The organism is uncultured Senegalimassilia sp. (assembly GCF_934636665.1).
Taxonomy (GTDB): domain Bacteria; phylum Actinomycetota; class Coriobacteriia; order Coriobacteriales; family Eggerthellaceae; genus Senegalimassilia.
The window spans coordinates 26,409-40,281 of sequence record NZ_CAKUAT010000015.1; the positions used below are offsets into that span (position 1 = coordinate 26,409).

At 60.1% G+C, this 13,873-nt stretch carries 10 protein-coding genes; all 10 read right to left on the reverse strand.

The genetic code is table 11. The features are described from left to right. Window positions 1-103: 103 nt before the first annotated feature. On the reverse strand, window positions 104-691 hold the full coding sequence (locus Q0G75_RS07030) for a TetR family transcriptional regulator (protein ID WP_294415984.1): 588 nt from the start codon (window positions 689-691) through the stop codon (window positions 104-106). A gap of 119 nt (window positions 692-810) precedes the next feature. Further along, complete coding sequence (locus tag Q0G75_RS07035) at window positions 811-2,160, reverse strand: MFS transporter (RefSeq protein WP_294415986.1); 1,350 nt, start codon at window positions 2,158-2,160, stop codon at window positions 811-813. 355 nt (window positions 2,161-2,515) lie between these two features. Next, window positions 2,516-3,844, reverse strand: coding sequence for an MFS transporter (locus Q0G75_RS07040; protein ID WP_294415988.1), 1,329 nt, complete (start codon window positions 3,842-3,844; stop codon window positions 2,516-2,518). Window positions 3,845-4,073: 229 nt separating this feature from the next. Next, entirely contained in the window at window positions 4,074-4,661 is a 588-nt protein-coding gene (locus Q0G75_RS07045; RefSeq protein ID WP_294415990.1) for a hypothetical protein, read from the reverse strand. 46 nt (window positions 4,662-4,707) lie between these two features. Then, window positions 4,708-5,841 (reverse strand): DMT family transporter, encoded by a 1,134-nt coding sequence (locus Q0G75_RS07050; protein ID WP_294415991.1) that lies wholly within the window; start codon window positions 5,839-5,841, stop codon window positions 4,708-4,710. 253 nt (window positions 5,842-6,094) lie between these two features. After that, window positions 6,095-7,243, reverse strand: coding sequence for a serine/threonine protein kinase (locus Q0G75_RS07055; protein WP_042432063.1), 1,149 nt, complete (start codon window positions 7,241-7,243; stop codon window positions 6,095-6,097). A 723-nt stretch (window positions 7,244-7,966) separates the two neighbouring features. After that, window positions 7,967-9,100, reverse strand: coding sequence for a hydrogenase formation protein HypD (gene hypD / locus Q0G75_RS07060; protein WP_294415993.1), 1,134 nt, complete (start codon window positions 9,098-9,100; stop codon window positions 7,967-7,969). A gap of 90 nt (window positions 9,101-9,190) precedes the next feature. Further along, entirely contained in the window at window positions 9,191-9,439 is a 249-nt protein-coding gene (locus Q0G75_RS07065) for a HypC/HybG/HupF family hydrogenase formation chaperone (protein ID WP_042432068.1), read from the reverse strand. A gap of 73 nt (window positions 9,440-9,512) precedes the next feature. Further along, window positions 9,513-11,966 (reverse strand): carbamoyltransferase HypF, encoded by a 2,454-nt coding sequence (gene hypF, locus Q0G75_RS07070; RefSeq protein WP_294415995.1) that lies wholly within the window; start codon window positions 11,964-11,966, stop codon window positions 9,513-9,515. 110 nt (window positions 11,967-12,076) lie between these two features. Further along, the gene (locus tag Q0G75_RS07075) at window positions 12,077-13,789 is read right to left on the reverse strand and encodes a glucose-6-phosphate isomerase (RefSeq protein WP_042432073.1); all 1,713 of its coding nucleotides are present in this window, start codon (window positions 13,787-13,789) and stop codon (window positions 12,077-12,079) included. Window positions 13,790-13,873 lie beyond the last annotated feature (84 nt).

Genomic DNA, 13,873 nt, shown 5'->3' on the forward strand with positions numbered 1-13,873 from the left:
CAAAAAGGCTCGGACCATAAGGTCCGAGCCTTTTTCGTATATCAGCATTGTGTCTCGGGCAGCAAACTGGCAGAATCATCGTTCACACCGGCGCAAACAGCCCCTAGCCCTCGTACGCTGCTACGACGCTCTCCAGAAGCTCGGCTGCGACTTCCCTAACCTCACGGCCCTCGGAGATTGCGGCAACAGCCGCTCCGTCAACCACAACCCCGACTACGTGTGCAGGCATCTCCACGCCCGCATGCTTGAGGATACGCCCAACCGCCTGATCAAGCTGCACGCGACCGTTGCGGTACGCCTCGGTAACATCCTCGGATTCGGACGCCGCGAGCAGCTGCATGTAGTGAGCGGCGGGATTGACGGAATCATCGGGCAGGCTGGCGCTGATGAGCAGGTTGATCAGATGCTTGCGACAATCGGCCTGGTCCATGGACTCAGCAGTGGCCGCGGCGTTTTCGGCTCGCTCGGCCCACAACTGGATGTTGTAGCGACCGGCTTCATACAGAAGTTGGTTGGTTGATTCGAAATAATATCCTACCGATGATGAAGCTGCCCCCGCCCATTGCGCAACCTTGCGATACGTGACTGCCTTCGGGCCCTGTTCGCGCAAAAGCGCCGCAGCGGCAAGCACAAGCGACGTGCGCGTGATCTGAGCCTTCAACGATTTGGGGGTTTGATTCGCCTCACTCACATCGGTCTCCTTTACGCAAAAACCCAATGGTCCTATTGTAAATGAAATGCCGCTCGAGTGCAGACACTCGAGCGGCATTCATCAGGCAAATCTTTGGATTGCCGTTATGTTCGGACGCATTACACCTCGGACAGGTCCTTGCCGGTGTGCTCGTGCGATGCGATCATGGCGCCCAGAGCCAAAACGGCGATGAAGACCATGTAGTACGCAGGAGCGATCGGGTCGCCCGTGAAGTTGATCAGAGCGAAGGAGATGTAGGAAGCGGAACCACCGAAGATAGCGTTAGCCAGGTTGAAGCTCAGGGCGAAGCCGGAGTAACGTACATCGGTCGGGAACGTCTCGCACAGGTAGCTGGAAAGCGTACCGTCGTTGATGGTGAGCAGCAGGCACATGACCAGCTCGACCACCAGGATGGTAAAGAAGTCAAGCGTGTTCAGCAGCCAGAACGCGGGGATGGTGAAGACCACGAAACCCGCGGCAGCCGCAATGAGCATCTTCTTGCGACCGAACTTGTCGGAGATGCGGCCGGACAGGAAGATGAAGCCGATGTAGACGACCAGCACGATGGTGGTGATGATGGACGCCTGACCCGGATCGTAGTTCAGCGTAGCCTCAAGGTAGTTCGGAAGGTAGGTCAGAACAGCGTAAAAGCCCACAGCGTTCAGCACGCATGCGCCGAAGGAGATGGCTAGCACGCGGAAGTGCTTCTTGAACAGGGTGCGGATCGGCTTGTCTTCGCTCTTCATGCCCTTCTCGGCAAGCTCGGCCTGCATCTTCGCGTACACCGGGGAGTCTTCGAGATGCTCGCGGATGTAGTGCGTGATGTAGCCCAGAGGACCAGCCAGCCAGAACGGGATACGCCAGCCCCAGTTCACCACGAAGTCGGACGAGGCGCCGAACGTATTGAACATCCAGGTGGCGAACAGGGAGCCCACCAGCAGGCCAACGGCCGTGGAGGCGGGAACCATGGAGCAGTAGAAACCGCGATGGTTCTTCGGCGAATACTCGGCAATGAACGTGGCAGCGCCGGCATATTCACCGGAAGCAGAGAAGCTCTGCACCATGCGCATAAGCAGGAGCAGCAGCGGGGCGCCAACGCCGATCACCGCGTAACCGGGCAGGCAGCCGATAAGGAAGGTGGCGCCGGACATCATAAGGATGGAGATGGACAGAGCCCACTTACGACCCTTCTTATCGCCCATGTTTCCCCAGAAGATGGCACCGAGAGGACGGACCAAGAACGCCAGCGCGAACACGCCGAACGTCATCATAGTTGAGACCATTTTGTCTTCGCCCGGGAAGAACACCAAAGCGATGACGGTGGCAAGGTAGGAGTAGCTGGCATAGTCGAACCACTCGATGAAGTTGCCCAGGAACGAGGAGAACACGACCTTCTTCAGCGTTTTATGCTTTTCAGCCTCGGAAAGTTCGGTTTCGTTCTGAATCGGTCTCGGTTGGTCAGCATTCATGATTTTCCCCTAAGAACAGTGCAGCGGCTTTGAGACTGAAACCGACTGCAGCACACGGCAGTTCATCGCCTCCCCTTGAAGCGATGTTGTTTCGCATTTCAACCTCCTTACCCTCTAGACAGAGCCGAATTCGGCCCACCTATGCACTGGCGGATAAGAAGATGATACCGTGTGCTTATCAATGTTAGCCATTTGCAAGCAAGTTGTTACCGTACGGCAACGTTGCCCGATGAAGAATCGTCCCAAGTAAACGCGTCGGCAAAACGCGATCCCCAAATAAATAATTCTTCAACAACTTACCTGCTATGACCAGGCGATCGCGGTAGGAGGAGCCCGCAATCGCCCAATCGAACCTCTAGATCTCGGACAAATCCTTGTTCGAGTGCTCATGCGACATGATCATGGCAACCAGCGCTACGCAGGAAACCGCAACCATATAGAACGCGGGAGCAAGGGTGGAGCCCGTCGCCGTGATCAGCGACGTGCAGATGAACGATGCCGTGCCACCGAACAGCGCGTTAGCCATATTGAAGCTCAGGGCGAAGCCGGAGTAACGCACCTGGGTGGGGAACGTCTCGCTCAAGTAGCTGGAAAGGGTACCGTCGTTGATGGTGAGGATCAAGCACATGATCAGCTCGACCACCAGGACGGTCACGAAATTCGCAGTGCTCATCAGGATGAAGGCCGGAATGGTGAAGACGATGAAGCACACGCATGCGGTGATCAGCATCTTCTTGCGACCGAACTTGTCGGATAAGTGCCCGCTCGCGAAAATGAAAGCGACGTAGGTTACCAACGCGATGGTGGTGATCAACGACGCCTCGTTCTTCGGCATCAAGACGGCCGTTTCCAGGTATACCGGAAGGTAGGTAAGCACCACATAGAAGCCAACGGCGTTCAGCATTGCAGCGCCGATGGAGATGATGAGCTTACGCAGATGCTTCGTGAACAGGCAGTGGATCGGACGCTCCGGAGCACCGGCGGCACCAGATGCCTCAGCGTCTTTGAGCGCACGCTGCATCGCCTGATACGTAGGAGAATCCTCGAGCTGGATGTTCACGAAGTACGCGCCGATACCCAAAGGACCGGCAAGGACGAACGGGATGCGCCAACCCCACTCGTTCACCGCGGCTTCTGGCATGATGGTGTACATGACAGTCGCAAAAGCGCTGCCGACCAGCAAGCCGATGGCCGTGGAAGCAGGAACGATAGAGCAATACATGCCGCGTTTGTCCGTGGGCGCATACTCGGCCAAGAACGTAGCCGCACCCGCATACTCGCCAGAAGCGGAGAAGCCCTGGATCATGCGGAGCAGAAGCAGCAAAGCCGGAGCGCAAATACCCAAGGCAGCATACCCGGGAAGCAGGCCGATGCAGAACGTGGCGCCGGCCATCATGAAGACCGAAACGGTCAGCGACCATTTACGGCCCTTCTTGTCGCCCATGTTGCCCCAGAAAATAGCACCGATGGGACGAAGCAGGAACGACAAAGCGAACACCGCGAACGTTTGAATCAACGCTAACGCAGGATCGTCGTTCGGAAAGAACACTTGCGCGATAACAACCGCGAAGTACGAATACGTGGCATAGTCGAACCATTCGATGAAGTTGCAGAAGAAGGACGCCGTTGCCACTTTACGTACGGTCTTGCTCTTTTCCGCGTCGAAACGAGCGTTATCTTTCATGGAAATCACCCTGGAACCACTTCAGATCGCTCGAACACGAACCCAATCCAAGAGTATTGAATATCCCCATCACAATCTCCTCTTCGAGGGCTCCCCTCCTATGATTTCGCCGTTTCATAGGGGCCCTCATCAGGCGAAACGCTATCCCTCATGACTTACGTTCCGCAACCGACAAAAAATGGTGGACTGCACCTTCCCTTATATAAGCACAGTCCACCATAATTAGCTATTACCGCAGAACAACGTCCGTGGGAATGTCGTCCTCGTCCATCAGGTCAACCTGAGCACGGCTGGCGCGCATGATGAAGTCATGCTTTGCCTTCTGGCCGCCACGGGCGAGCTTCTGGAGCACAACACCCTTCAGGCGAGGATAGTCGTTCAGGCCATACCACGCGAAAGCCGTACCGTTGACATAGCACTCGACGATGCTATGGACGGGAACCGCTACATCACGCTTAGCATCAAGATCCAGGTACTCCTGAATCTCGGTTGCGCACACGTCCTTAATGACTTCAGCACTGATTTCCAGGTCGTGACCGAGCTGCTTGAGCTGGCGCTCAACTTCGCCCTGATCAGCATGCGGGAAATACGTAACGTCATACGTGACGGCGGCAACACCGGAAGCCTTGGCAAACGCCAGCAGGTCATCAAGAGAGATGAACTGGACATGCTCCTCCGTGCGCTCTTTGATGTCGAGCATTGCGGGGAACCCGGCGACGCCCTTTGCCTCGAACGCAGCTTTCAGCTGGTCCTCGGTCTTTGCGGTTTCGAAGTTTACCTTCGTTGCGATGTGCGTTAAGCGATTCGTAACCTTCATGACGCAGCCTCCTTTCAAAGGCACCTACGTCTAGCGCTGGCGGATGCTAGCGCTCCTCCTCCTTGGCAGCCTCTTCGGCAAGACGTTCAGACAGATTCTCAGCAACTTGCTGCTGCTTCTCCATCTTGGAACCCTGAATCATAGCCTTGACGGTCGGGAATGCGCCGCCGCCAACGATCAAGATGATGCCGATAGCAGTGTTGAGCGTAACGGGCTCACCGAACACGACCAGGCCGACGAACAGGGCAACGGGAACCTCCCAGTAGGCGATGGTGCTGTAGTCCATTGCCGGCAGGTTGCGGCCAGCGACCAGCAAGCAGCCCAGTGCGATAGGACCGCAAACGATCCACAGCAGAACAGCACCAATCCAGTTGAAGCCAGTGAAGTGAATCTCGGTGATCCAGTTGGTCTGGCCGGTGGCCATGCCAACGACGTTCATCAGGATAGCGATGACGCCCGCGCCGATAACGGCAAAGATGAAGTTGTACACACCACGAGCGGTCGTGTCAGCATCCTTACGATAGCCGTTGAAGAACATGGATGCGCCATAGAACACGCCGGACAGCAGGCCGAACATGTCGCCGACGATCTTCTGCGGGAATTCCGGGGTGGAAGTAGCCATGTTGAAGTCAAGGCCGAAAACATTGCCGCCCACGCCGAAGCCGAGAAGGCTCTCGCCGAACAGCATACCAATGAACACGACGCAGAGGCACACCCACTGCAGAGGGCTCATGGGCTCTTTACGGAAGATGCGAGCAAGCAGCACGCAGATAACCGGGCCGGTGTAAATGAACATAACGGCGTTTGCAACGGTGGTCATCAGCGTAGAGGTGACGTAGCATGCCAGGGACATGCCGATCATCAGACCGCCCAGTGCGATTGCGGGAGTGAGCTTGAGCTTCTTGAAGGTGGTGACCTTATGAGTGGCGACCATCAGGATCACGAAGAACACCACGCCCATGGCCATGCGGCCGAGCGCCATGATTGCGCCGATGGAGTCAGAGCCGTTCAGGCCCTGAGTTGCATCGAACATGTTGGTACGCGTAGCCCAACGGCTGAACAGCGGCACCAAACCCATGCCCGTTGCGGAAATGAGCATGAAGATAGTGCCCATTTTGCGATTCATTTGATAATCCTGGGAGCCATCCCCCTGGCCCGCAGTGTTGATTTCGTCTGCCATTGGTTCCTCCTTAAAAAACCAGTAGCATGTACAGGTGCCTCCAATTCACCCAATTTCGGTTCTGACCAAACTAGGTCGTGCTTGTTTCGATACCCCTATCTAAGCTCGATCCTGTCCGGTCGAATCGAAAACCCTTGTTGACTGGATTGGAAGGCGAACTAAAAAAGGGGCCTGGCTGAACTAGTCGTGCCAGGCCCCTTTCTATAACTTGTTCAGAGCCCTACGTGAGTAGGTTCTGGTTTAGGCCGATAGCCTAGTCCTCCCACATCTCCGGGTGGATGAGCGTGCAGTCCTTGACGCGGTTCGGGAAGTAGTCGAGGCACTCGCCCTCGCGGTAAACGTCAGCCGTGGAGCAGTGCAGGCCGCCACCGAACGGATAGGCGTCGCGCAGGTCAACGGGGATGACGTTCATGCCGAGCTGGTCCATCTGCTCCTGCTCGTGAACCTCGGAAGCCTCGACGATGACCGTGGAGGGATCCAGAACCAGGCAGTTCATGGACAGCCACACGGAGCTGTAGCACAGCGCGGGCGGCTCGTCATGAGCGGGCTGAGCAGCGTCGACGATCTGCCAATCGTTGGCCTCGAAGATCTCCTTCTGGCCCTCGGCGGGGTGACGATGCGGGTTGTTGATGATCAGGCCCGGACGCAGCGGCACGAAGGTTGCGTCGATGTGGATCGGGTAGGGGTCGCCCGGGAAGTTCATGGCATGGATGCGGTACTCGGGATAGTAGCGCTGGAACCACTCCATGGCGGTGCGGTTGGTGGTCAGGCCGTGCTGGATGAAGATATCCTTGCCCATGCGCATGAGGTCAGCGGCGTCCCACATCGGCTCGACTTCGGTGGTCACGAAGTCCTTGTTGGCGGTACGGACGAGGCGCTCTTCCAGGGTGATCTTCTCGTCGTAGTAGTTGTGCTTGTAGGAAGCGTCGGTCAGACGAGGACGGGGAGCCTGGGTCCACAGGAACTCGGGATCCTCATCGAAGTACTGCTTCATGAGCGGCCAGTAGGCCAGGTACTCGAAGTAGCGGCAGCGGAAGGAGTTGGCGGAAGCCATGATCTCGTTGCCGACGGTCAGCAGGATGTCGCGCGGAGGCATGCAAGTCATCATGGAATCGTTGCGGAAGTCCGGCGTACCGATGGCCTGGTTCCACTGCAGAGGGGTCGGGCGGTCGACGACGACGCCGCGCTCCTCAACGGCCTTGACCAGGTTCTCGAGGCACTCGTTGCCACGCTCGACGGTGCGCAGCGGGCGCAGGCCCCACATGCCGCGCATCTCGGAGTCAACCGGCACCTTCTCAGAGGTTGCGGGCTCCTCGGGCGGGATCATGGAGTTATCGCAGCGGCCAACGATGACGCGCTTCAACGGATCCCAGTCGTTCCAAGAGTTGACAATCTTCGCCATGACTGTCTCCTTTCTTTGAAGGTGCTTCCTACACCTTCGACGATGCACACTACCTATTGTGTACCCTTTGGCTCAACCGGCCTTTTGATTTGAAATTCACTAAGAGGGAAAGATCACTTGGCAACCCTGTAAGTTCGTTTCATTTCGTGTTCCGGTTTTGCCGACGAGATAGTTATAACACCAGAGTTGTGCGCCTGCAATAGGTCATTTACACGTATTTTCAGGCACTTTGCACAAGTTCATTGTTCAGGTGCACAAAAATATGTAACAAAGTGGAAATACTCGTTTATGCATTTTTCGTCCGATTATTGGATATTTTCCTTGATTGAACCGATTCGCACGAATGATTATCGGTACGAATCGAATTTGCATGCATTTATATGGTCAAGTCTATGTTTCGTCAGAGGGCTCATATTTGCACAACCAATGGGAATAGCGCCCTCTGATAACCTTGGTCTATCGGTTTTCGGTTATTGCATCTGCGTAGCAATCCTCTTCTAGGAGCCGCGAACGGTTCCCTTGAAGCACTTAACGGCTTTTCGTTCTTGATACGGGGCTTTGCCGCTTGAGCACTCGCTTAAGCGGCAAATATTGCCGTTATTTGACCGTTTTCATGCTTCCCGTTTCATGATAAGGGCGGTTCACCGTGCCCATTGAGGCAAAAAGGCGGCGCAGCCTGCTTGCTGCGCCGCCCTCAGATGTGGCGATATGCTTGGTTTCGCTTTAATAGTACCTATAGTAGGCGGCACAGCTGCCCTCGCTGCTGACCATGCAGGGCCCGACCGGGTTCTCCGGGGTGCATACCTTGCGGAACAGGGGGCACTCGCTGGGCTCCATGCGGGCGCGCAGGACGTCGCCGCAGCGGCAGCCCTTGGGGTTGATGGTGGGCTCGATTTCGGGCTGGAAGCGCTTCAGCGCGTCGAACTGCGCGAACTCCTCGCGGATTCGGTATCCGCTGCCGGGGATATCGCCCAGGCCGCGCCAGGTGGCGGTGCAGGTTTCGAACACCTCGTCGATGGCGGCCAGGGCCACGGGGTTGCCCTGTGGCATGACGCCGCGCGCGTAGGCGATCTCGATCTCCGCCCTACCCTCGTGCAGCTGGCGCATGATCATGGCGATGCCCTGGAGCACGTCGACGGGCTCGAAGCCCGTGACCACGCCGGGGATGCCGTATTCCTTCGCCAGGAATTCGAAGGGCTTGGTGCCCGTGATGGTGCCCACGTGGCCCGGTAGGATGAGCGCGTCGAGTTTGAGGTCCGGGTCCTTCACCAGCGTTTCCAGGGCGCCGGGCATGTTCTTGTGCGCGGCGAAGACGCTGAAGTTCTTCAGGCCCATGGCCGCGGCGCGCTTGATGGCCATGGCCACCAGCGGCGTGGTGGTCTCGAAGCCCACGCCCACGAACACGATCTGGCGATCGGGGTTGGCCTTCGCCAAGGCCAACGCGTCGAGCGGCGAGTAGCAGATCTGCACGCTGCGTCCTGCGGCCTGCTCCTTGAGCAGGCTCGACGTGCTGCCGGGCACGCGCGTCATGTCGCCGAACGTGGCTATGGTCACGTTCGGGATGCGCGCGAGGGCGATGACGGCGTCGATATCGCGGTTCGAGGTGACGCACACGGGGCAGCCCGGGCCCGACGAGAGGCGCACGCTTTCGGGCATGAGGTTGCGGATGCCGTTGCGCGCGATAGCCACCGTGTGCGTGCCGCACACCTCCATGAGCGTGGCGCCGCCTTCCGGGGCGAGCTTGCCGATGGATTCGATGAGGCCGCGGGCAAGCTTCGGGTCCTTGAACGCCGCCAGCTCGTTTTGCATAGTGCCGGCATCGACCGTGCGGCTGCGATGTATGTTCTGGGATTGCATGATCGTATTCCTTGGTACGAGGGGTGAAATGCGAAAAGCCGACCGCCTGCACGCCGCGAGGCTGCAAGCGGTCGGCCGGTTGGGCGTTGCCTAGGCCGTGGCGGCGGGCAGCTCGTCGCCCGCCAGGTCGGGGAACTCCTTGATGAGGTCGATGGTTTCCTGAGCGTAATCAGGGTCGACAACCTCGATGGCGAAGCCCGCGTGCACGAGCACGAAATCGCCGACGCCCGCCTGCGGCGTGAGGTCGATGGACACGCTGCGGGTGACGCCGAGGATGTCCACCGTGGCCATGCCGTCGCCGTCAAGCTGCGCGATCTTCGCGGGAATAGCTAGGCACATTCGCTGCCTTCTTCCTTTCATGATGAGACGTTTTGAGGATGCGCCGCCAGGCGCTTGCGCGCCTTTCGAGCCGCTACTTCCCCGCCGTCTCGTCCGCTTTTCTTGCTGCCCATGCTACCACAGCCTGTCCGTAGGAAATGCAGCCGTCGCTGGGCGGCAGGTCGCGGTTGAGCGCCACGGTGAAGCCGTTGCCCTGCAGCGCCGGCACGGCATGCTCGAGCAGATAGCGGTTGAGGAACACGCCGCCCGACAAGGCGACCGTGGTGATGCCGTACAGGCTTTGCACCAGCTGAGCAGCCATAACGATGGCGTTCACGAACGCATCGTGGAAACGGCGCGCGATGGTAGCCACGGGAACGCCGGAAGCGATGTCGTCGAGGAGCGCCTTGAACGCCGGCGCCGCGTCGAACAGCAGGACCGACGTGTCGAGCGCGGTGCTGGTTTCGGTAGCCGTATTCTTCACGACATCTATATGGTAGGCGTCGGTGGCCGGCAACCCCTCGGGGACCGCGCCCATGGCCGCCTCGAGCTCGATGGCCGGCTGGCCGTCGTAGGACGGCTGGCGGCACACGCCGAGCAGCGCGCTGGCGGCGTCGAACAGGCGCCCGACCGAGGAGGTGTAGGGCGTGTTCAGGCCGCGCTCGATCATCTGGTCGCACACCTCGGCCTGGTCGCCCAGCGCCAGCAGCGCATCAGCGGCGCCGGGATGCTCCAGCAGATCGAACTCGTACAGCACGCCGTACGCCATGCGCAGCGGGTTGCGCACCGCCGCGGCGCCGCCGGGCATGGGAACGTAGGCGAAATTGGCGAAGCGCTCGTAGGCCTGCTGGTTGGCGAGCAGGACCTCGCCGCCCCACACGCGGCCGTCGGCGCCGTAGCCCGTGCCGTCGAACGCGATGCCGCACACAGGCCCGAACAGCCCGTTCTCCCCCAGCACCGAGGCGATGTGCGCATGGTGGTGCTGCACCTCGGTCAAGGGCAGGTTGTTGCGTTGCGCCTGCTCGCGGGCCCATTTGCTTGCGAGGTACTCGGGGTGCGCGTCGCAGGCGAGGCGACGCGGGGTTTCCTGGAACAGCTGGCGATAGCGTTCCTCGGCCTCGAGCCAGGCATCGTAGGTTTCCGCGTTCTCGACGTCGCCGATATGCTGCGAGACGAACGCGTCGGGGTGCTGGTCGTCGGCCGCGGCGGCGCGCACCAGGGTGAACGTGGCCTTCTGCTCCGAGCCCGTGGCAAGCAGGGTTTCCTGCTTGGGCTGAGCCTGGGGGCAGTCGAGCGCGATGGGCAGCGGGGCGAAGCCGCGGGCGCGGCGGATGAACTGGATGGCCTGCTCGTCGCCTACGCGCACCACGCGCAGGACCGAGTCGTCGTAGCGCGACAGGATGCGGCGGTTGTTGCCCAGGACGGCGTCGGCGATGCCGGCGAACTTGGACAGCGCCTGATCGTCGTCGGTGACGATGGGCTCGTTATGCAGGTTCCCCGAGGTCATGACCAGCATGGGAAGCGCCGAATCGCCCTGCTGGGCACGCAAGGCCTCGGCGAAATCATGGAGCAGCAGGTGCTGGACGGGCGTGCAGGGCAGCATGACGCCCAGCTCGGGAAGGTTGTCGGCCAAACCGGCGGCGAACTGCGCCTCGGCGCGCTTGCGCAACAGCACGATGGGGCGCTTGGTGGATTCCAGGGCGCCCTGCTCAGCCTTGTCGACATGGCACACGCGGCGCGCATCGGCGGCGCCCGCCACCATGACGGCGAACGCCTTGCCCTGGCGGCGCTTGCGTTGACGCAGCTTCGCCAGCGCATCGGGGTTCGTGGCGTCGCACACCAAGTGGAAGCCGCCGAGGCCCTTCACCGCCACGATGCCGCCGTCGAGCAGCAGCTTGACCGCTTCCGCGAAGATGGCGTCGGAAGCTTCGCGGGTATTCCCCCACTGCGGCTCCTGCTGGCCTTGCGCAAGGTTCACCCAGCTGATGTGCGGGCCGCAATCCCAGCAGGCGTCGGGCTGCGCATGGAAGCGGCGGTCGAGCGGATCGGCGTATTCGTCGGCGCAACGCGGGCACATGGGGAAATCCTTCATGGACGTTGCGGGGCGATCGTAGGGCAGCGACCCGATGATGGTGAAGCGCGGGCCGCAGTTCGTGCAGTTGATGAACGGGTAGCGGTAACGTCGGTCTGCAGGGTTGAACAGCTCGTCCAGGCAGTCGTCGCAGGTGGCAAGGTCAGGGGACACCAACGTGGTCTGCTGAGCGTCATGATCGTCGGAGAAGCGGATGTCGAACGAGTTGAACCCCTCCAGCGGCACCTCCTTGAGGTCGATCTCCTTGACCTTCGCGGCAGACGGGGGGTTCATATGCAGCTCGGTGACGAACTTGTCCAGCAGGTTCGCCTCGCCCTCGGCGTGGATGAACACGCCTTCAACAGCATTGAGCACCCAGCCGTTGAGCTGGTACTTTTTCGCCAAACGATACACGAAGGGGCGAAAGCCCACCCCTTGCACGATGCCTTTTACCTGTATGTCGAGCGCTTCGATCATACGACGCCCTTTCATTTAAGGTTTACGTTTCTCCGCCGGCCGATTCCAAAAAACGCGCGTCGGCGAGATTGCCGACGCGCGTTGGGTTTCAGCCATTGAGCCGAGGGGCTTTATGCCTGCTGCAGCTCTTCCAAGATGTCGCACACCACTTCCGCAAGCGCGCGCAAGGTGACGCCCGAGTTATCAGGCAGATGCAGATGCACGCAGCGGCGACCGCGGCTTGCGAGCGTGACCAGGTCGCCCGAGGCCTGCGCCTTCGCCAAGGAGCCCAGGCTTTCGGCTTCTTCCTTCAGCGGGATGTCCTTCAGCTCGTCTGCCGACAGGATGAGGAACACGCCGCAGTTCGGGCCGCCCTTCTGCAGCTGGCCCGTGGAGTGCAGATAGCGCGGGCCGACCTCCAGGCACGACACCACGCGGCGCTTCTCGGCCACGCCGTGGCGGATGGTCTCGAGCGCCTCGCGGCGACCTTCGCCCGTGAACGGGAGGAAGGCGTTGAGCGCGAAGAAGTCGCCGGGTTGGATGCTGGCGAGCAGTGCGCGCAGCGATGCGCGCACGTCGGAGCAGTCCTTGAAGCACGGGGCCTGGCGCACTTCGACCTGACCCATGTGCACCTCATCGATGAAATCCTGCACGTAGTCGGGCTCGGGCTGGCCGTCGCGCAGGATGTCGAGCACCGCGGCCTTGGCCGATGCCACGTCGGGCTGGTCGAACGGGCAGACCTTCATGAGGTAGCCGCACATGGCGATGGCGTACTCCCACATGATGAAATGCTCGGGCAACTCATACACGGACTCGATCTTGAACGCCGCGCGCGGGATGGTGGGGTCGATATAGGACAGGCTCATCTCGAAGTTGTGGCGCTCGTCCCACAGGTCGTTCTTCGTTTGGTACATGATGACGCTGCGGTCGCCCGGGTCCTTCTTGAGTAGCAGCGTGTCTATCTCGATGTTGGGCAGGATGCCCTGGCCGTTCTTGCCGACGCTCTCGGCGACCAACTGCTCGATCCACAGGCCGAGCACGCGGCCGCGCTTCTGCGTGAGGAAGCTGAACTTGTTGCGGCCCTGCACGTAGTTGTCGTACAGGAAAGCGGCCAGGCCGATGGCCGGGTTGTCGATGGCGTCCTCGCTGCAGGCGCGCTCTGCCTCGATGGCGTGCTGCATGAACTCCTGCAGGTTGATGCCCACGAGCGCGGCGGGCAGCAGGCCGAACACGGACATGGCGCTGAAGCGGCCGCCCACGGTGGGCTCGCCGGAGAACACCGCAGCCCAGCCTTCCTCGCGAGCCTGCTGCTCGAGCTTGGAGCCGGGATCGGTGATGGCAACCAGATGCTGCACCATTTCCTCGTCCGAGATCTGGTCGGCCAGAGCGTCGCGAACGGCGCGCAGCGCCAGGCGCGGCTCGATGGTGCCGCCCGATTTGGAGGACACGATGAACAGCGTGGTGCGAGGGTCGATCTCCGACAGGATGCCGCGCACGCGGACCGGGGAGTCGGAATCAAGCGTGCGGAAACGCACCAGGGAAGAGTCCGGCTTGTGGTACTTGGTTATGGTCATGGGCGCCTGGGTGGAGCCGCCTTGGCCGATGAGCACCACGGACTTCAAACCCTGGGCGATGATGGAATCAGCAAATGCCTGAATCTCGTGCAGCGGGTACGGCGGATTCGTTGCGAGGTCCGTCCACCCCATGTAATTCTGTGCGCATTCCTGCGCTTCGTCGGAAAAGCCGTAAAGCGTTGCATCCTTCGCATGAAGGCGGCTGGCAACGCATTCCTTCACCAAGGTTTTGGCGGAGGGGTAGAGCTTTTCCATATCTCCAGACAGCATGAGCACCTTCTTTCTGCGTAAGTATTCAGCATTCTAGCAAACCGTGGCAGATGGTACCCCGTTTAGGTGCTTCCGTGTGGTGGA